This window comes from Arthrobacter sp. StoSoilB13 (assembly GCF_019977255.1).
Classification (GTDB): domain Bacteria; phylum Actinomycetota; class Actinomycetes; order Actinomycetales; family Micrococcaceae; genus Arthrobacter.
Genome location: NZ_AP024648.1, coordinates 764,211 through 781,399, shown reverse-complemented (window position 1 = coordinate 781,399; position 17,189 = coordinate 764,211). Strand labels below are relative to the sequence as shown.

20 protein-coding genes and 1 pseudogene are annotated in these 17,189 nt (G+C 61.9%); 8 read left to right on the top strand and 13 right to left on the bottom strand.

The genetic code is table 11. The features are described 5' to 3' along the window. Nucleotides 1-41 precede the first annotated feature (41 nt). Together LDP01_RS15885 and LDP01_RS15880 are read right to left on the bottom strand one after the other, a co-directional pair. Nucleotides 42-668 carry a DUF305 domain-containing protein gene (locus LDP01_RS15885; RefSeq protein ID WP_224091365.1) on the bottom strand — a complete coding sequence of 209 codons (627 nt, stop codon included), beginning with the start codon at nucleotides 666-668 and terminating at the stop codon, nucleotides 42-44. 213 nt (nucleotides 669-881) lie between these two features. After that, entirely contained in the window at nucleotides 882-1,346 is a 465-nt protein-coding gene (locus LDP01_RS15880; protein ID WP_224091362.1) for a hypothetical protein, read from the bottom strand. Nucleotides 1,347-1,598: 252 nt separating this feature from the next. On the opposite strand from LDP01_RS15880, the gene LDP01_RS15875 reads away from it, so the two are divergent. Beyond that, the gene (locus LDP01_RS15875; RefSeq protein ID WP_224091360.1) at nucleotides 1,599-2,006 is read left to right on the top strand and encodes a hypothetical protein; all 408 of its coding nucleotides are present in this window, start codon (nucleotides 1,599-1,601) and stop codon (nucleotides 2,004-2,006) included. A gap of 18 nt (nucleotides 2,007-2,024) precedes the next feature. Here LDP01_RS15875 and LDP01_RS15870 read toward each other — a convergent pair whose 3' ends face one another. The 3 genes from LDP01_RS15870 to LDP01_RS15860 are packed head-to-tail and all read right to left on the bottom strand — an operon-like array spanning nucleotide 2,025 to nucleotide 4,527. Further along, complete coding sequence (locus LDP01_RS15870) at nucleotides 2,025-2,633, bottom strand: TetR/AcrR family transcriptional regulator (protein ID WP_224091359.1); 609 nt, start codon at nucleotides 2,631-2,633, stop codon at nucleotides 2,025-2,027. A 27-nt stretch (nucleotides 2,634-2,660) separates the two neighbouring features. Next, a complete protein-coding gene (locus tag LDP01_RS15865; protein ID WP_224091356.1) occupies nucleotides 2,661-3,506 on the bottom strand; it encodes an alpha/beta fold hydrolase in 846 nt (281 codons plus the stop codon). Nucleotides 3,507-3,534: 28 nt separating this feature from the next. Beyond that, nucleotides 3,535-4,527 (bottom strand): NADP-dependent oxidoreductase, encoded by a 993-nt coding sequence (locus LDP01_RS15860; RefSeq protein ID WP_224091354.1) that lies wholly within the window; start codon nucleotides 4,525-4,527, stop codon nucleotides 3,535-3,537. A 272-nt stretch (nucleotides 4,528-4,799) separates the two neighbouring features. Between LDP01_RS15860 and helR the strand changes: the two genes are divergently transcribed. Next, nucleotides 4,800-7,133 carry an RNA polymerase recycling motor ATPase HelR gene (gene helR, locus LDP01_RS15855; protein ID WP_224091352.1) on the top strand — a complete coding sequence of 778 codons (2,334 nt, stop codon included), beginning with the start codon at nucleotides 4,800-4,802 and terminating at the stop codon, nucleotides 7,131-7,133. 255 nt (nucleotides 7,134-7,388) lie between these two features. Here the strand turns inward: helR and LDP01_RS15850 are convergent, their stop codons facing one another. The 3 genes from LDP01_RS15850 to LDP01_RS15840 all read right to left on the bottom strand — a co-directional run bounded on the left by LDP01_RS15850 (nucleotide 7,389) and on the right by LDP01_RS15840 (nucleotide 10,474). After that, on the bottom strand, nucleotides 7,389-8,369 hold the full coding sequence (locus tag LDP01_RS15850; RefSeq protein ID WP_224091351.1) for a TIGR03086 family metal-binding protein: 981 nt from the start codon (nucleotides 8,367-8,369) through the stop codon (nucleotides 7,389-7,391). Between the two features lie 24 nt (nucleotides 8,370-8,393). Next, nucleotides 8,394-8,750: an ArsR/SmtB family transcription factor gene (locus LDP01_RS15845; RefSeq protein ID WP_224091350.1), complete on the bottom strand. Its 357-nt coding sequence runs from the start codon at nucleotides 8,748-8,750 to the stop codon at nucleotides 8,394-8,396. 350 nt (nucleotides 8,751-9,100) lie between these two features. Beyond that, nucleotides 9,101-10,474, bottom strand: coding sequence for an MFS transporter (locus LDP01_RS15840; protein WP_224091348.1), 1,374 nt, complete (start codon nucleotides 10,472-10,474; stop codon nucleotides 9,101-9,103). Between the two features lie 212 nt (nucleotides 10,475-10,686). Here LDP01_RS15840 and LDP01_RS15835 point away from each other — a divergent pair, with 212 nt between their 5' ends. After that, nucleotides 10,687-11,169 (top strand): hypothetical protein, encoded by a 483-nt coding sequence (locus tag LDP01_RS15835; protein ID WP_224091347.1) that lies wholly within the window; start codon nucleotides 10,687-10,689, stop codon nucleotides 11,167-11,169. A 27-nt stretch (nucleotides 11,170-11,196) separates the two neighbouring features. On the opposite strand, the gene LDP01_RS15830 is transcribed toward LDP01_RS15835, so the two are convergent. Further along, the gene (locus LDP01_RS15830; protein ID WP_224091346.1) at nucleotides 11,197-11,934 is read right to left on the bottom strand and encodes a GAF and ANTAR domain-containing protein; all 738 of its coding nucleotides are present in this window, start codon (nucleotides 11,932-11,934) and stop codon (nucleotides 11,197-11,199) included. A 271-nt stretch (nucleotides 11,935-12,205) separates the two neighbouring features. Between LDP01_RS15830 and LDP01_RS15825 the strand changes: the two genes are divergently transcribed. Further along, nucleotides 12,206-12,637, top strand: coding sequence for a hypothetical protein (locus LDP01_RS15825; protein ID WP_224091345.1), 432 nt, complete (start codon nucleotides 12,206-12,208; stop codon nucleotides 12,635-12,637). A gap of 72 nt (nucleotides 12,638-12,709) precedes the next feature. On the opposite strand, the gene LDP01_RS15820 is transcribed toward LDP01_RS15825, so the two are convergent. The 4 genes from LDP01_RS15820 to LDP01_RS15805 all read right to left on the bottom strand — a co-directional run bounded on the left by LDP01_RS15820 (nucleotide 12,710) and on the right by LDP01_RS15805 (nucleotide 15,243). Beyond that, complete coding sequence (locus LDP01_RS15820) at nucleotides 12,710-13,948, bottom strand: type II toxin-antitoxin system HipA family toxin (protein WP_224091344.1); 1,239 nt, start codon at nucleotides 13,946-13,948, stop codon at nucleotides 12,710-12,712. Beyond that, entirely contained in the window at nucleotides 13,945-14,202 is a 258-nt protein-coding gene (locus tag LDP01_RS15815) for a helix-turn-helix transcriptional regulator (RefSeq protein WP_224091342.1), read from the bottom strand. Before LDP01_RS15815 ends, LDP01_RS15820 begins: the two co-directional genes overlap by 4 nt. Before the next feature lie 147 nt (nucleotides 14,203-14,349). Next, nucleotides 14,350-14,478, bottom strand: coding sequence for a hypothetical protein (locus LDP01_RS15810; RefSeq protein WP_263433774.1), 129 nt, complete (start codon nucleotides 14,476-14,478; stop codon nucleotides 14,350-14,352). A 75-nt stretch (nucleotides 14,479-14,553) separates the two neighbouring features. Continuing rightward, the gene (locus tag LDP01_RS15805; RefSeq protein ID WP_224091340.1) at nucleotides 14,554-15,243 is read right to left on the bottom strand and encodes a hypothetical protein; all 690 of its coding nucleotides are present in this window, start codon (nucleotides 15,241-15,243) and stop codon (nucleotides 14,554-14,556) included. 162 nt (nucleotides 15,244-15,405) lie between these two features. Between LDP01_RS15805 and LDP01_RS15800 the strand changes: the two genes are divergently transcribed. The 4 genes and pseudogenes from LDP01_RS15800 to LDP01_RS15790 form a co-directional block, all read left to right on the top strand. Further along, nucleotides 15,406-15,984 carry an SDR family oxidoreductase gene (locus LDP01_RS15800; protein ID WP_346658930.1) on the top strand — a complete coding sequence of 193 codons (579 nt, stop codon included), beginning with the start codon at nucleotides 15,406-15,408 and terminating at the stop codon, nucleotides 15,982-15,984. 34 nt (nucleotides 15,985-16,018) lie between these two features. Next, nucleotides 16,019-16,174, top strand: coding sequence for a hypothetical protein (locus tag LDP01_RS23765; protein WP_346658929.1), 156 nt, complete (start codon nucleotides 16,019-16,021; stop codon nucleotides 16,172-16,174). Between the two features lie 35 nt (nucleotides 16,175-16,209). Beyond that, nucleotides 16,210-16,641: a VOC family protein gene (locus tag LDP01_RS15795; RefSeq protein WP_224091338.1), complete on the top strand. Its 432-nt coding sequence runs from the start codon at nucleotides 16,210-16,212 to the stop codon at nucleotides 16,639-16,641. Then, a pseudogene (locus tag LDP01_RS15790) lies at nucleotides 16,638-17,129 on the top strand (DinB family protein); the annotation flags it as partial. The gene LDP01_RS15795 and the pseudogene LDP01_RS15790, both read left to right, overlap by 4 nt. Between the last annotated feature and the right edge of the window lie 60 nt (nucleotides 17,130-17,189).

Sequence of the window (17,189 nt, the reverse complement as noted above, 5' to 3'; positions counted from 1 at the left end):
GATGCTGTCGGCCCTGTTCGGGCCGACAGCCAGAGCCTTGCTTAGAGGGTGGTCAGCAGTTGCTGCATCTCCTTGATTTCCGCTTCCTGCGCGGCCACGATGTCTTTGGCCAGTTCCACCGCATCGGCATTTTGACCGCTGCTGGTTTCAGTTTGGGCCATCACCACTGCACCCTTGTGGTGGCTGATCATTTGGGTCAGGAACAGCTTCGCGGCGTCGACGCCTTGGGCTGCTTCGAGTTTCGCCATGTCATCGGCGCCCATCATGCCTTCCATGCTGTGGCCGCCGGGCATCTGCGTCGACTGGTTCCAGCCGGACAACCAGGAAGTCATTTTCTCGATCTCCGGTCCCTGAGCGTCCTTAATGCGGGTGGCGAGGGCGCTGACTTCACTGGGGATGCCCTGCTTGGCCAGGATCATGTCGCTCATTTCCACGGCCTGCGCATGGTGGGGAATCATCATCTGGGCAAACATCACGTCCGCTGAGTTGTGGTCTCCCGCAGCCTGCGATGACGTTGAAGCAGCGGGGCTGGATGAGCCCATGGAGCCGTGATCCATCCCCGGCATGGAGGTCCCGGTCGAACCCGGGGTGCCGGTACTGCAACCGGCAAGGGCCAAAGCCGCCGCGAGGGCAACTGCGGACAGGGGCAAGAGTTTTTGGGTGTTCATAAGTGGTCCTTCACAAGGAGGGGTGGGCGTCGATGCACCCACTCGGAAAGGTTCCGGCGATGCCCAGCAGAAGAGGCTGGGCAGTGGCGCTGCCTGGGGGCAGCAGAAGAGAGCCGCTGCCCAAGTATTCGGGCAGCCCGGTCATCCGGGTGCGCGCTGATCTCGGCGGGGCGCCGATCTCGGCGAGGCCCTGATCTCGGCGCGGGCGACCGATTATGTTCTGCTGATCGACAATTCACCCGGTGAAGGACTTCCGGGCTGGTAAGACCACAGTGTGCCGGAAGGATCGGCCTGGACCTGGACGGTGGACGGCGCCGTGGTTGTGCTGTCCCGAACCGGCGCAGCCAGACCGCCGGGCCCGACTGAAGGGATGCAGGAACCGCCCGCCACATGCGCAGTTGAGCAGTTCCCGGAGCAGGAACACAGCGCCAGCGGCGCCATTCCGGTGTCTCCGCTCACAGACTGCGACGCGCCCGCATGGCCGGTGTGCGTTGCGGCATCTCCAGTGGCTGCGACGGCCGTAGCGGCTGTGTCCGCCGCAGTGGTGATGACGGCAGTGTGCAGTGAGTGGGGGCCGACCATGACGTGCATGCCCAACAAACCGGCGATCAATGCCAGGACCACGGCCAGAAGGCCTGCTCCAAGAAAGAACCTGGTTATGGTCGGGCGTGGTTCCACAACAGTCCTTCCTTGCGCGTGCCGCGTCAACGATGATGCCGGGTCAACGATGTGCCGTGTCAACGATGATGACGGTCAACGATGGTCGGTTTCAGCCTACCCGCCAACTGGCACCCCAACCTGCGCAAGGTGTGATCGGCGTCGGCTTCTTGGAAGGACTCGTTTGCATCTCCCAAACAGGGCCGCGCCGATGCCCTTGAGCAGGTGAAGCATTGAAGGCATCCTTGGAGGAAGGACCCGTTGGAGGCTGCCATGGACCCATCAGACACAGGCGCACAGCCGGTGACACCGGCCGGGTTGCTGGCGTCACTGACTTATATCGACAACGTCGGATTCCACGGGATCGCAACCACCCTCACCGGCCCGGACCCAAAGATCGACCGGAACTGGGCTGCGTTGATCCGCAACGCACACATCGCCGTCGCAGCGATCGCTTGGCCGCCGGATCTGCAGGCCGCTGCCAGCCGGTTCACCGCTGCGGCAGTCGAGCTGATCGCTGTCCTTGAAAGGCGCGACACGGCCTCCGTTGGCGAGCCTGCCAAGGAACTCCACATCGCCTACCACGCACTGAGCGACGCCGGCTGGAGCCATCTTGCCGCGGCTGCGGGAATGACGACCGAAGGCGCCCACGACCACCACGGACACGGGCACTCCCACTAGAGACGGCGTCTGCGGCCGCTAGCTCCCTGCGGCCAAAACCACGTTGACCTGATCGCGGATCTCATCTCCGACCTGCTCGTCGGTGAGACCGCTGTTGGCGGAGGAGCTCATGCTGACGAACATGATCGCCGAGATGACCCGGGCAATTTTCGCTGGGTCCCGGGCCGTCAATTGCTCATCCCGCCGCAACACCTCTGCGATGGCAGCTTCCGTGCGAATAGTCAGGGCAAGTGCCTCCGCGTGATGCGGTTCGGTGGGATCGCCAAAGACGATCTCTTTCAGGTACGTCCGGCCGTTCTCGATCTGGACCCGGTTGCATTTGATGATGGGTCGAATGATCGCCGTGATCCCGTCAAGGACAGCTTCTTCCTGTTCCGCAGCGGCGACGCCCGAGTTGAGTGCCTCAGCGTATTTGACGTTGTGGACCAGGAGAAGCAGCTCCGCCTTCGTCTTGGCGTACAAGAACAAGGTTCCCGATCCGACGTCGGCCTTTTCAGCCACTTGCTGGGTGGTGACCTCGTCTACGCCGTATTGGGTGAAGAGCTCGCGGGCCGCAGCGGTGATGCGGTCAAGTTTCTCCTGCTTATTCCGCTCACGTCGGCCAAGGGTCTGGGGCACAGCCTGCATTCAAATACCGTATCAGCGCTTGCTGGATCATCGGCCAAGGAATTCGAGGGCAACGGGCACGAACTCCTGGTGGTACTGGAAGATGCCGCCATGCCCTGAATCCGGGTAGATGACCAGTTCACTGCCCGGAATCCGGAGGTGCATATCGTCGGAGAGCCGGGACGGAACCATGCGGTCGTTGTCGCCGTTAGCGATGAGGGTCGGCTGGGTGATCGCGCCCAGGTTGGCCGGTTCCGTGCGGCCCCACTTCTTGATGGCCTTCAGCTGCGTCTGGAAGGCTTTGGTCTTGATGGGTGCGTCCCGGTTGGCGGTGCGCTCGTTGAGTCGCTGGATAAATGCCCTCGCGGCGGGTTTGCCTGCAGCATTGCGGTTGAAGAACAGGAATTCCTTGGGGTCATGCCGGGTCAGTGTTGCTCGCAGGACGTCGTAGTAGGTTACGCGGGCCACCTTGTCGATGTCCTTCCCACCTGCAGGACCAGTGCCGGCAAGAACGAGCTTGCGCACCAGCTCCGGGTATTTGAGGACCAAAGCCTGGGCAATCATGCCCCCGAGCGAGAATCCAAAGAGGTCGACTTTCTGATGCCCGAGCGCCTTGATGAAGGTCGCGGCGTCTTCCGCCATCTCCTCTATGGTGCCCGGAACGTTGCCGGTTGTGGCACCGACACCGCGGTTGCTGAAGGTGATCACGTGGTGCTTCCGGGCGATGGGGTCGATGATGCGGGGATCCCAGTTGTCCATTGTCGCGGCGAGGTGGACCAGGAAGACGACGGGGACTCCACCCTTCGGGCCCAGCTCACGATAACTGTAGGTGACGCCGCCTGCGGTAACTGTGCTGACCGGTGCGTCCTTGTAGGCGGTGATGACATTGCTCATGATGTTTGTTCCTGACTAGTGGATTTACTTAGTGGCTGACGACTGTTTTGCCACGGACGCCGCCCTTGTCCAGCTCCGCAAGGCCGTCCGGCGTCTGGTCGAACGGAACTACACGGCCCACCACGGGGCGGATTTCCCCGGCGTCGATGAGCGCGGCAATCTCGCGCAGCTGGCTGCCGTTGGCGCGCATGAAGAGGAACTCGTAGGTGACGCCGAGACGACGGGCCTTACGCCGGATGCCGGCACTAATGAGCGCGATAGCGCCCTTCCTCACGGCGTTTGCTCCGAGCTCCTGGGCAAAGCCGGGATCCGGCGGGCCCGAGATGCCGATGGCCTTACCGCCGGGCTTGAGGACCCTCAGTGATCGCTCCAGATTCTCGCCGCCGAGGCTATCCAGAACGAGATCGTAGCCATGGAGGATTTCCGCGAAGTCCTCCGTCCGGTAATCAATCACGACGTCGGCCCCGAGCTCGCGGACAAAGTCCGCGTTTGCGGCGCTGACCGTTGTAGCAACGGTGGCCCCAAGGTACTTGGCCAGCTGGATCGCGATAGAGCCCACTCCCCCGGCCCCCGCATGGATCAGGACCTTCTGGCCCGGGCCAACTTTGCCGCGTTCAACGAGCGCCTGCCAGGCGGTCAAGGCCACCAGTGGAAGGGATCCAGCCTCGTCCATACTGATCGACGCCGGCTTGATGGCAAGGTCCGACTCGGCCACAGCGATCCGTTCGGCAAAGGTGCCGATGCGATCCTTGTCCGGGCGGGCGAACACCTCATCGCCCGGCTTGAAGGACCGTACTTTCGCACCCACACTGACCACCACTCCGGCGAGGTCATTGCCAAGGATCAGCGGCAGCCTGTACGGGAGAACTTGCTTGAACTCCCCCTGGCGGATCTTCTCGTCCAACTGGTTCAGACCGGCTGCCTTCACCTGGACCAGCACGTCATGCTCCCCAACCAACGGCTCCGGAACGTCAACTTCCTGCAGGGGTTCTTTGTACTTTTTGAGGACGAAGGCTCTCATGGGGGGTGCTCCTGACTAAATAACTGAGTTGACTCAATTCTGAGCTTACTCAGTTCTTAAGTCAAGAGAAGGCCGAGACCCCCTAAAACAGCCCAGCAAAAAGGCACGAAAAAAGGAGACACGTTGTGTCTCCTCACTTTCAATCTATACGGCACTGGGGGGGCTTGCCGCAAGGCCCAGGGGTTGCTGCAAAATTGAGAGCCGACGCCGGGAGTACGCGCTGTTTCAGACGCGCGGTTCCGGCGTCATCAGCCCAGAAAGGAGCTGACAACGTGCCCCTCACAACCAGCGCGTTCAACCTTCCCGAGCACCTCGCACCCAAAGCAGATCCAGCCCTGATCGCTGCCGATGAAAAGCATTTTGCAGCCATCGCTGAAAGCCTTGAGCAGACCATCTCCGAGCTGTCCGATCAGCTCGATGCCATACGCAAAGCCCCAAGCCGCTTCGGTCAGGAGGCCGTGGAGAAGGACGTTGAAACCCGTCGGCTGACCGGTCGGCTGCGTGCACTGCGTCGTTTCGGCCTGGACCTTTGCCTTGGCCGGATCGTCCCCGCCGGCAACACTGAGCCTCTCTACATTGGGCGACTCGGACTCACGGACAGTGACGGCCGCAGGCTGCTGATCGATTGGCGTTCGCCCGCCGCCGAGCCGTTCTTCGGAGCCACCCACGCCAACCCGATGGGCCTGGCAGCCCGCCGTCGTTATCGCTGGACCCGTGGCCGGGTTACCGACTACTGGGACGAGACGTTCACGGAAGACCCGACCTCGGCGGAATTGCCCGGCGGCACCGCTGCGCTTGAGGACCTTTCAGCCTTCATCGCCAGCCTGGGCAGCAGCCGCTCGGCGCGGATGCGGGACGTGCTCGGCACTATCCAGGCGGACCAGGACGCCATCATTCGCGCGTCTTCCCGGGGTGCTTTGGTGGTCGACGGCGGTCCCGGTACAGGGAAGACCGTGGTCGCCTTGCACCGCGCCGCGTATCTCCTCTACTCGGACCCCCGGCTCGGTCACCGCAGAGGCGGCGTCCTGTTCGTCGGCCCCCACCGGCCCTTCCTGGCGTACGTTGCCGATGTCCTTCCCAGCCTTGGTGAGGAGGGCGTGCAGACCTGCACCCTGCGAGACCTCGTGCCTGAGGGAGCCGATGCTGCCCTTGAAGCCGACGACGAAGTTGCCCGTCTGAAATCCTCGGCGGACCTAGTGAAGGCGATTGAGCCGGCCGTGAGGTTCTACGAGTCACCGCCGAAGGAGGGCCTGGAAGTCGAGACGCCCTGGGCCGACGTCTGGCTCAGCGCAGACGACTGGGCCGAGGCCTTCGACGTGCCAGCACCAGGCACTCCCCACAATGAGGCGCGCGAGGAAGTCTGGGAGGAACTGCTCACCATTTTGGTGGACAAGTTCGATACGGACGAGGTTCCGGAGGACTTGCTTCGGCAGTCATTCGCCCGGAATCCGGATCTGGTGGAAGCGTTCAGCCGGGCGTGGCCGCTGCTTCTTTACACGGATCTCGTGGCCGACCTTTGGCGGGTGCCTGCGTACCTGCGTCTGTGCGCCCCTTGGCTCAGTACTGAGGACGCGGGAAGGCTTCAGCGGGCCGATCCGAACGCCTGGACGGTGTCGGATTTGCCCCTCTTGGACGCAGCCCGGCAACGGCTGGGCGATCCTGAAGCATCCAAACGAAGGCGTCGACAGAAGGCCGAGGCCGCCGCCGAACGTGAACTCATGGATCGCGTTGTGGAAGACCTCGTAGCCGCCGACGACTCCGAAATGCTGGTCATGTCCATGCTGCGCGGCGAGGACATGCAGGAGAAGCTCATGGACGAGTCAGTATTGATCGTGGACCCGGACCAGCTCGCCGGCCCGTTCGCCCATGTGGTTGTGGACGAGGCGCAGGAACTGACCGATGCCCAGTGGCAGATGCTCCTGCAGCGCTGCCCGTCCCGGAGCTTCACCATCGTCGGTGACCGGGCACAGGCCAGGCACGGATTCAGTGAGTCCTGGCAGGAACGCCTGGAGCGCGTCGGGCTGACCAACGTGAACCTGACCCATCTCAGCATCAACTACCGAACGCCCGAGGAAGTCATGGCCGAGGCCGAACCTGTCATCAAGGCCGCCCTCCCCGATGCCAACGTCCCCACGTCCATCCGGAGCAGCGAGCTCCCAGTCGTCCACGGATCCATTGCAGAGCTGGACTCGATCCTCACCACGTGGCTTGACGCGCACGCCGAAGGAATCGCTTGCGTCATCAGCAAGAACGACGTCGGACGCGGCTCGCTCCCAGCGTCGCCGCGCCTGCGTTGGCTGGCGCCGGAATTATCCAAGGGACTGGAGTTCGACCTCGTGGTCCTGATCGATCCAGAGGAATTCGGCAGGGGTACCGAAGGAGCCGTGGACCGCTATGTCGCGATGACCAGGGCCACCCAGCAGCTGATCATTCTCACTACCGCCGGGTCGGCCCCTGACCGTTCGCTGAGGAACGCGAGCTACATTCCAGGGATTTCCTGCGCTTCGTGGACTTCGATCTCACAGCCACCGGGCATGTTCAGGTGCGGGTGGACCTTGGCGAGCTCAACTGCGGCGTCGAGGTTGTCGGCTTCGAGGATGCTGTAGCCGGCCACTTCACGCTGGCTGGGCGACGTGCTGCCGTCGGAGGCCACTCGGACTCCGTTGGCCAGCGGCGTGCCGAAGTCCACCAGGCGATCGCCCACCTTGGCACCCCATGCATTCCACTCCCCCATGACGGCTGCCATGTCATCCGGTGACGGCGGGGCGGCCTCTGCGGGGGTCATGGGTGCGTGGTAGATGAAAACATACCTGGACATGATGGTCCTTCTTTCCTGCTGTTTGTTTTGGGGTTAAGGAGGTTTACAGGGTGACAGTGCGGCCGGTGAAGGCTACGAGCCGTTCCAGACTGCTGGCTGTCTCCGCCGTCGGCTGCTCTGGCGCGAAGCTGCCGCCGGAGCGGACCTGCTCGGAGATGGTCTGCCGGGCAAGTTCCGTCACGTAATCGCTGACGACGTCGGACACCTCCACTTGCTGTCCCGTCGCCTTGGCGAAGTCCCAGGCGTGGACGAGCAGTTCGAGGTTCAGGATCCCGGCGACCGTGGTTGCCGGCAATTCGGCGAACCCCATGTCGACGGTTCCCTCAAGACCGCGCTTGCTGAAGGCTTCCAGCGCAGGCTGGGCCAATTCAGCGATCCGCACCTCGGGCGACGCGTCCGCGCGGTCCACGGGTGCTGCACCGAGCGCACGGCCGATGCCCTTCAGCGATCCGGCCAAGTGGTCCAGCAACTCGCTGACGTTGAACTCCTCGCAGGGCGTGGCTTTCGCTGTGTCCCCGGGAGTGACGTTGCGAAGCACGCCAAGAAGGATGGCCAAGGACGCATCAGCTGAGCTCAGCTGGTTGATGGGATCAGGTGCCCATGCCCAGTCGTCGCGGCCGGCGCTGTCCTTCGATGAAGCCTCAGCCAGCAGCCGATCCAGGTAGTGGTTCCAGCCCATCGCATGGGATGTCTCCTGCTCCTCGGTGAGCCCTTCATGCAGCAACCGGAGGGACGTTCCGTCGGCATCCGGCTCCAAGGTGATGCTGATGGTCGAGGCACCCGGAGGCAGATCGCCCCCGCCTTCCCAGCCCCACGTGAAGACGACTCGCTTGCCCGGTTCGATTTCCTGGAACGTTCCGGCGGCATGGTGGCCGGGGGTAACGGTCCAGCGGAAATCCCCACCGATCCTGAGGTCCACCCGGGCTGCGACCGTTTGCCAGCGCCGCAGTCGCTCGGGCTGGGTGATGAGGGCGAAGGCCTCGTCGGCTGTGACCGGCAGGTGGATGGTTTTGTCGAAACTCATGTGCGTCCTCGCCTTTGGAAGTTATTAGTGGTCTGGGTGTTGTTGATGCTGATCGCCCCGCCGTTGGGCAAGAGCGGCGGCATCGGAAGCCAGCAGGTCCAGTTCGTTGGTCCAGAACTGGGAAACAAGATCACGGAGCCGGCCCATCCCCTGGGGATCGAGCCTGTAGTACCGGTTTCTCCCTTCCTTGCGGGCCATCACCAGGCCCGCTTTCTCCAACAACAACAGGTGCTGTGAAACCGCGGACCGGCTGACCTCGAAATGAGCCGCCAAATCACTGACCGCCTTCTCGCTGCCTGCCAGGAGATGAAGCAGCCGACGCCGATTGGGCTCAGCAGCTATCTCCAGGGCATCCAACACAAATAATACGTTAGTGGTCACTAACGTATTAAGCAAGGCATGTGGCTAGTGCCTTCCTCGGGGCAGCTCCCGCTTGCGGGAGCTGCGATGCCGCGGCCCCCTCCCACGCCGTCCTCGTTGCAACAAGGCAGAGAGTGGCAACGCCAAACGGGAAACGACCACTGCGGCGAGAGCCACCAGGGTCACAAGAATGGCAACGGTGACCAGCAGCAGCCACAATTCGGGCGCTGGCGAGCCACTGGGAATTTCCGGGGTATTTTCGAGTCCAAGCATCTACTTCTCCTGCAATCCGGGGCGTAACTATTGCAGTGGTGAGTACGAGTGAATGCCGGAACGTGTCGCGGAAGGCCCGATTCTTTGGGTCAGGTGTTTTATCGCGTGTCCGCGGTGGGCTTCCGCCACATCACGGCGAGAACCAACACCAGCACGTTCAGGCCCAGCATCACCAGGACCATGAGTCCCCAGTTCGCCTGATTCACGCCCGAGCCATACAGCACACCGATCAGCACGGTTGCAGTGATCGCGCCAAGGTAGCGGCAGGTCTGGAAGATCCCGGCAGCTACCCCCCGTTCTTCCGGGCGGGCAGAAACGTAGAGCCCTTGGTTCGAGGCCGTGCTCACCAACCCATAGGGAATGCCCATCATTGCGGTCAGCACGAACACCAAAGGCGCCCACAGCGACAACGTGAGCGCGCCAAGACCGGCTGCAGCAACAGTCAGAATCAGCACACCTGTGATCAGGACGGAACGCACGCCGAACCGCTCCATCAGCCGCACCGTCAGTGGCGTCACCACAACCGACAACGCCGCAAGGGGCAGCATGAGCAGGCCTACTACACCGGCGTCGTAATGACCTGCCTCCTGCAGCAATTGCGGCAGTCCGAAGAAGGCAAAGTAGTAGACGCCGCTGAACACCACGAACAGCAAGTACACCAGCAACAGTGGCCGGTTCCTGCCCAGCAGGCGGAGGTCAAGGAACGGCGGGCGGAAGCGCAGCTCGCGCCAGGCGAAAAGCGCGCCGATCACAGTCGCAGCGGCCAAGAGCCACCAACGGTAGGCCGGCATCACGTTCAGTAACGCCATCATCGCGAGCATGAGTGACGTGACGAATGCGAGGATGCCGGGGATGTCGGAGTCGCGGATCAGAGCCGACAGCCTGCCCGTTTCCCGTCCGGAGTCGGCCGGCGCAGCCTTGTGCACCACAATGAGGGCAACCAGCGCGATTGGCACATTGATAGCGAACAGCGCCTGCCAACCGACCAAACTCACCAACAATCCGCCGACCACCGGACCCACAGCAGCGGCCGACGTGTTTGCCATCTGGATCCGGCCCAGCGGCCGCGTGGACGGTAAGTTAGCGAGCTTACTCAGTTCGGTGACCATCACGACGGCCGAGGGATAGGCCGTCGCGGTCCCTACCGCCATCAGCGCGCGGGCCACACACACCAAAGCGAAGTTGGGAAGGAACGGCGCGATGGCGCAGGTGACGGCGACCAGAGCCATGCCGAAAGTGAACAAGCGGCGGGGGCCGAAGCGGTCAGCGAGCCTGCCCATGAGCGGCTGGCCGGCCGCGGAAGCGAGGTAGAACGACGTGATCACCCAGGTAACGGTGGCGACGTCCAGCGCGAAATCCTGCCGCAGCACTACCAGCGCGACCGCGATCATCGACGAGTTCAGCGGGTTCAGCGCCGTCCCAAGGCTCAGCGCAGCAATGGCGAGGCCGGGCCGGGGTCTATTCGTCGTCACCCACCCAAGTCTGCTCCATAGTTGCTTCGGGTTACGAAACACGTTCGCGGGGCGGACAGAGAAGACCGTCTGAGGGCAACCAGTATGGCGGCTGCACTCACGTCAATGCAGGCTCTGGTGCCATGGAACCGTCGGGAGTAGCGTTCTTTCCAAGAAAATCTGCGTCTGACTGGGCTCGAGACAAATTGGCGACGCGGAGGAGCGGAGCAATCATGAAGCACGGGACACGCGCCGCCAAGGAAACTGCGATCTCCACAGCCGGAATCACCGTTGCGATTCTGGTCACCATCCTGCTTTCATCCTGTGCACCAGCAGCCACACCGGACCAAAAACATGCATTGGTCGGAACATGGGCTTCCACAGTCACGAAGGAAGATGCCCTACGGGTGGTTCCCGATTTCAAGCAGGAATTCTTGTGTGACAACACTGGGACGTTCAGCTGGGAATTCAAGGAAGATGGCAAATTCGCGATTGATCAGAAGCCCCTGCCAGACTGCCCGGCACCCGCGAATGCGCATGTTGAAGACACGTGGTCCACTGATGGCAATCGAATGACAATTGCGAAGGGTCAGCCGGCCCAAGAGATATATGAGTGGGCCGTCGAAGGCAAGATGCTTGTGTTGAAACACGTTTCCGGAGACTGCGTCCCGTGCAAGGCAGTCAATACAGCCAATCCGTGGACGCGGGTGGGGTGAAACACCACCCCCAAACTCGTCGTCCCCCTACTCCTCGAAGTGCGTCGTAATCCTCCCCGAGGACACGGCAGCGATGATCGATTGGGCCAAATGCCGCAGCTTGATGTTCCGATTGCTGGAGGCAGTCCGCAGGATGGTGAAGGCCTCTTCCTGGCTGCAGTGGTTCTGCGCCATGATCGCACCCACCGCGAGGTCGATCACCGTGCGAGACTGCATCGCAGCTGCAAGGTCATTCCGCGCATCGCTCAGTTGCGCGATCTTCAAGGCGAGCCGCAGTGACTTCGAAGCGTGCGATGCGAATACTTCGGCGCGTTCCACATCATCGTCACTGAATGCATTGGTCCGCTCTGAGTAGAGGTTCAGGGCAGCGCGGGTATCCCCCTCGACCAGCAGCGGCACGCTCAGGATGGAGCGAAGCCCCTGATGGGAGGCGGCCTGAACATACTCCGGCCAACGGTGTTCGCGAAGAAGATCCGGGACCAATACGGAGGTCAGCTTGTCCATGGCCGTAAGACAAGGGCCTTCGAAGGTGTTTTGGAGTTCGTCCATGACGCGGGCACGGTCATCACTGCTTGCGGCCGTGGCCGACTTCTTGCGACGAAGGACTGTAATGCCGCAATAAACAGGAGACTTGCGGTGAGAGAGGCTCTCTGCCGAGAAAGAAGCGAGATCGCCGAGAAAAGCCTCGACGTCTTCACTGCCCAGGACCAGATCCAGAAAATATCCGTTCTGGAGAGCTTCCTGCTCGGGGCGGGGGTTGACCATGTGGCACGTTCCTACTGACTGAAAAGCGTCCCCAGCAGACAGCAAAGGAGCGAATATTGCCACCCTCTGCAAAACGGTCTGAAGACACCATATCGCCCAACGTTCAACGGTACAAAGTGCGGCACGACATGCGCTGACCTGCAGATACATGAATCAAACCGGGGCCCACTTTGTCAATCCGGGCAGGGTGTCACATCGAACAGAAAGTAAGTAGGCTTACTTTATTATTCGAGTCCGGCCACCGGACCCATTCGTGCAAAGGAGAATTCTGATGGGCGTTGAAGACAGCATCCGTAAAGCCGCCGAAAACGCGATGGAAGACCTGGCCGGCACGTCCGATCCCGTTGACAAAGGGCAGGTTCCGGAGCCAAACGAGAAGGACGACGACATCCATGTCCACTCCTCCATCAGCGAAGGTTCCAACGCAATGGACTCGGACACGCCTGAAGAGCAGGCGCAGGGAACGTCGGGCCGCTCGTTCGCTGTGGCTGGCGACGGCGAGGCCCACGAGGAACCCTCGGCCCGCACTGCCGGAGTAACAGACAGCGACATGAACCAGGACCGGGAAGGCGACCGCGACGTACCCGCCGCATCCGGCGACGTCCCCGGACCCGCAGGCCTGCCTGATGGAACCCCGGACGAACTCCGGGCAGACCCGTCCGAGGGTGACCAGGACCCATCGACGAGCATGGGCCGGGGCTGAGACGAAAGCACCACGCCCGGGACGTCAACGACCAATCGCCGTGTGGGCACCTACTCCCGCCTGGCCGACTTGCTACTCCCGCCTGGCCGACTTGCCCGCCAAAAGGTCGTCGGCACGTCTGGCTATAAGGTCAGGCAAGTGTTGGATTGCTTGCGGTGCAGGAACCCCGGCCTGCGCGAGAGCCTTCACGGTTTCCTCGATGACTCCACGCGCAACGTCCATATCCAGACCCCAGGCTGCAGCTTCCCGCCGCAGGTGATCAAGCGTGATGTAGTTGAGCCGCGCCTGCCCCGCGATGGAGTGACCGGCGTTCGAGCTACGCGCGTACAGCAACAAGGTGGGCGCCGCGTCGTACACGGGCGCTAGAGTAACTTCACCTGATTCGCCAATGAGGATGGAATAGTTCTTTGAGTGCGCTTCGCCGTTGCCAATGAGGACGTTGAAGGTAACCACTTTCAGCAAATCAGTCATGAAAACCTCAGGACTTCTTGAGTGAAATGCCGCCACTTCGACAACCTTGGTCAAGCGCGAAGGCGCGGTGGTCGATTGGTCATACTTCGCCGCCGAGGAGAGGCCTAACAACTGGGTAAAGTCCTCCTGGTGAATTCGGACGCTTTCGGCCGTACGGTCATACCGCTCAACAATCAATGCATCCCGACTTCCGAAATGCTGGATCCATGTTTTTGCTGATGCCAATCCAGCAGTACTGGCCAGCTCCAGCGCCCAGTGCTCTGCGGCAAGGAGATGTGGAATGGGGGAATCCAGGGGGTCCGGCTTTATGATGTGGGTTGAGCCCGCTCCATTGGCTGGCCAACACCACTTGTCACCTTGCCGAGTTAGCAGAACCTTGGACTGAACACCTCCCAGCGATGTTGAGATGGCAAAGTCGTCCGGTAGGTCCCAGGTGGGAAGGGACTCAACGGCGGCTACGACTTCCGCGTCCGACATTTCGAGCAGCCCGCCAACGCCCGAGGGATCCACCCCTTCCGGCAGTACTTGGACCGCTCCAGCGCAGTCGGCACCCACCTTCGCCAAGAGCGCCTTAATGTCAGTGGTGGAAGACTTTGCCATGGACGCAAGATGCGCCCGGACCTGACCTTCGGGCAGCAGTCCGTCGAAGAAGTTGTAGACCTCAGGCCCCACCATCGCTTCCCGCCGGAGTGGTAGGGACAGGGAGAGTAGTGCCGCCCCCGCGCCGTACTCGGCGACAACCTCAGGAAGATACTCCAGTTTGGGCCGCATCGATGTGCCCGTCAGCCAGGCGATGTGTCGCCCATGGAGCCAAACCGCCAGACGCTTCCCTGCATTCACCTCTTCACGTCCAGTCTTGCGAAGCGTGGAATTAAAGCAACGTCCCGCATTAGCGTTCGCACGGCGGCCATGGCCGTCTCCAAGGAGACATTCTCGCCCTGCTCCAGGCGCACAATTGTGTGCCGACTGGCCTTGATGGCCGTGGCCAGCTCACCCTGGGTCAATCCGCGTTCTTGACGGGCACCACGGATAGCCGCTCCAAAGGACTTGGCATCAATAGCTCGAAAGAAGGGCGTCTCCTCAGAATGTTGCATATATTCACCATATCGGCCCTTTCAAGAAATGTTGATGATAATGAACATTTACTGATGAGCGGTCTGTTGTTCAATATCTGGGACATAGTCGTGCCCCCAGGCCGCTCTCCCGAGGCAGGGCTTTGAAACCGAAAACAGACGTTAGGGCTACTTGCCCGGACGTGGGGCCGCGGTGGAACCCCGCACCACAAGCTCCGTTCCGAGCTCGATCCGCTGCGGCAACTCCTCGTCGCCTTCAAGATGCCGAAGCAGCGCCCGCATAGCCGTCTCAGCCATCTGCACCACGGGCTGCCCATGCAAGACGGCCGCCCGGGATTCAAAGAAGGTCAGAAAGCGAAGACGCTGTCCCCGTCAAGCGATCCGTGCGTCCGTGTCAGGGTCTTGCCGCGCGCCGAGCATTCCAGCGATTCTGCCTTCGAGGGCAGCAACGGTCGCCTCCGGAAGGACGATCAGGCCATCGAGTTCCTTGCGCGCACGCTTGTACGCCGTTTGACGTTCTGCCGGGGTAGCTGCGGAGTCTTCTGCAATACGCAGCAGCTTCCGCGCCGTTGCCAGTCTTTGACGTTCCGGGCCAGTGAAGTTGCTGTCCTTGATGCGCCTGGCTTCGCGTTCGGCCACATCGAAAGCGAGTTCGAAGCTGTGGACGGCGGCCCGATACTCAGCCAGCCGAGCCGGCGTCGTTATGTCCTTTGCCGCGGCTGGCCGCAGTCCGTCCGCTTCCTTTTTGGCTCGGAGGAATGCGACAGTCAGAGGTTCGCGGACGTCAGTCATCAGCGGGTAGTCGATGAGCTTCCCAACGTCCAGCTCGTAGTCCAACCATTTATGGTTCACGGCATCGTGAGTTGCCATCAACGAGACAACCTCGGCCTGGTTGGCTTGCTCGTGCACCGCAAGCTGGTTCTTCAGCTTGTACAACTCCACCTTGCGGCGATGGCGCTCTTCGCTGGCTTTGGACCATGACCTTGCCCACCCGCCGGCCATCCCGCCGATAGGGAAAATGAGCCACCAGTAACTGCCCAGGAAGTCGAAGAGGGGTTCCACAGATTCATCCTCCCACTTCCGAGCCAACCTCGTCCGTGCGCTCAGACAGAGTCAAAGCTACGCGAGCATGAGAGATTCTTATGCTCAGGCCGTTTATTGATAAGTCAGCTTCATCACTAGGTAGGCTCCTTCTGACCACTTTTTCCTTTGGAAGGACACACATTGCCAATCACGAATGACCACAACGACGTGGCATCCGGCACCCCATCCACTCAGCCCCTCAACGTCGTCGTTGCGGGATCCACCAGTGCCGCGGGTCAAGCCGTGGTCGGCTCGCTGGTTGCTGCTGGAGCCCGTGTGGCCGCCGTGGATCTCGACGCTGCCCGCCTTGAAGCACTCGCTGCCTCCCACGACGGCGTGGTGCCGTACACCTGCAACCTTTCGGACCCCGAATCGGTAGAGGCCCTGGCAGGTTCCGTCAGGAGCGAGTTCGGATCAGTGGATGGTCTTATCCACCTTGTGGGCGGATGGCGTGGCGGCGAAGGAATCGTTGGCCAGAAGGACGAGGACTGGGACGTCCTGCACACCAGCATCATGACGACCCTCCGCAACACCTCACGCGCGTTCTACTCCGATTTGGAAGCATCGCCGCGTGGACGCCTGGCCATTGTTTCGGCTGTCGCTGCAGCAAAGCCCACAGCGTCGGGCGCCAGCTATGCCGCAATCAAGGGCCGCCTCCGAAGCCTGGGTTCTCGGTGTCGCAGACGGCTTCGAGGCAGCCCAGTCCGGCCACAAGACTGAACCCAAAGAACAAACATCCGCCGCGGTGGTGTTCGTGGTCAAGGCGCTCCTTGACGATGCAATGAAGGCAGCTGCTCCGCACCGCAAGTTTCCGGGCTACACCCACGTCAACGAGCTTGGCGACCACGTCTCTGCGCTCTTCGCGGCGCCGGCTTCCCACCTCAACGGCGCCCGTCAGCACCTGAGCTAAGTCCCGCCGTCGTACCCTGTCGCTAGCATGGCCGTATGGACCAGCGACTGCATTTCATCACGTTTGCCACCGCGGATCTCGACCGTGCCCGTTCGTTCTACAAGGACGGGCTCGGTTGGGATCCGCTCATGGACGTGCCCGGAGAGATTATTTTCTTCCAGGTTGGACCGGGGTTGGTGCTCGGGTTATTCGATGCCGAGAAGTTCGACCAGGACCTGGCCGGCAGCGCCCAACACGGCGGTGTCAGCGGCGTGACGCTTTCGCACAACGTCGACTCCGCAGCCGAAGTTTCCAGCACCATCGAGCAACTGGTATCTGCCGGCGCAACCCTGCTGAAGCCTGCCCAGTCCAGCGCTTTCGGGGGCATTTTCCACGGCCACGTCAAGGATCCGAATGGCATCATCTGGGAAATCGCGCACAACCCCGGCTGGAGAATTGACGGGGACGGCACGGTGGTTTTCGGATGAGCGCCTTCCCGCCGACCTTCGCTGACGACGTCATCAAACACGACGCCCGGGCCCAATTCGATGCATTCCTTGATGAGCACCGTAGGGCCCTCAACGAAAGCCTCGATGGACTCCCGGAAGAACAAGCACGACGACGGCTGGTGCCGTCGCGCACGACTCTTCTGGGCTTGGTGAAGCACGCGACCTTCGTGGAGAAGGTCTGGTTTGACGAGGCCATCACGTGCCGCTCGCGCACCGAAATAGGCATCCCCGCCACACCTGACGAGTCGTTCATTCTCCAGGACACCGACACGATCGCAAGCGTTCAGCAGGCACATCGCGCAGCGTGCGAGGCCTCACGGCTGGCTGCTTCGACTTTAGGGCTGGACGACCTGGTGCTCGGAAATCGACGTGGCCCGCTCCCCCTCCGCTGGGTGTATCTGCACATGCTCCGCGAGCTCGCACAGCACTGCGGCCACGCGGACATTCTGCGGGAGCAAGTCACTAGCAAACAGCCGCTATTTCCCGCGTTTCCTGGTTCCGCATGGAAGGGAGCTAATGAGCCTGGT

What these genes read in the sequence shown, in the direction of transcription:
- LDP01_RS15860 (WP_224091354.1), bottom strand. Translation starts at nt 4,527, where the DNA reads ATGAGAGCCTTCGTCCTCAAAAAGTACAAAGAACCCCTGCAGGAAGTT.
- LDP01_RS15885 (WP_224091365.1), bottom strand. Translation starts at nt 668, where the DNA reads ATGAACACCCAAAAACTCTTGCCCCTGTCCGCAGTTGCCCTCGCGGCG.
- LDP01_RS15835 (WP_224091347.1), top strand. Translation starts at nt 10,687, where the DNA reads ATGAAGCACGGGACACGCGCCGCCAAGGAAACTGCGATCTCCACAGCC.
- LDP01_RS15865 (WP_224091356.1), bottom strand. Translation starts at nt 3,506, where the DNA reads ATGAGCAATGTCATCACCGCCTACAAGGACGCACCGGTCAGCACAGTT.
- LDP01_RS15875 (WP_224091360.1), top strand. Translation starts at nt 1,599, where the DNA reads ATGGACCCATCAGACACAGGCGCACAGCCGGTGACACCGGCCGGGTTG.
- LDP01_RS15810 (WP_263433774.1), bottom strand. Translation starts at nt 14,478, where the DNA reads ATGGCTGAGACGGCTATGCGGGCGCTGCTTCGGCATCTTGAAGGCGAC.
- LDP01_RS15825 (WP_224091345.1), top strand. Translation starts at nt 12,206, where the DNA reads ATGGGCGTTGAAGACAGCATCCGTAAAGCCGCCGAAAACGCGATGGAA.
- LDP01_RS15870 (WP_224091359.1), bottom strand. Translation starts at nt 2,633, where the DNA reads ATGCAGGCTGTGCCCCAGACCCTTGGCCGACGTGAGCGGAATAAGCAG.
- LDP01_RS15850 (WP_224091351.1), bottom strand. Translation starts at nt 8,369, where the DNA reads ATGAGTTTCGACAAAACCATCCACCTGCCGGTCACAGCCGACGAGGCC.
- LDP01_RS15795 (WP_224091338.1), top strand. Translation starts at nt 16,210, where the DNA reads ATGGACCAGCGACTGCATTTCATCACGTTTGCCACCGCGGATCTCGAC.
- LDP01_RS15815 (WP_224091342.1), bottom strand. Translation starts at nt 14,202, where the DNA reads ATGCAACATTCTGAGGAGACGCCCTTCTTTCGAGCTATTGATGCCAAG.
- LDP01_RS15830 (WP_224091346.1), bottom strand. Translation starts at nt 11,934, where the DNA reads ATGGTCAACCCCCGCCCCGAGCAGGAAGCTCTCCAGAACGGATATTTT.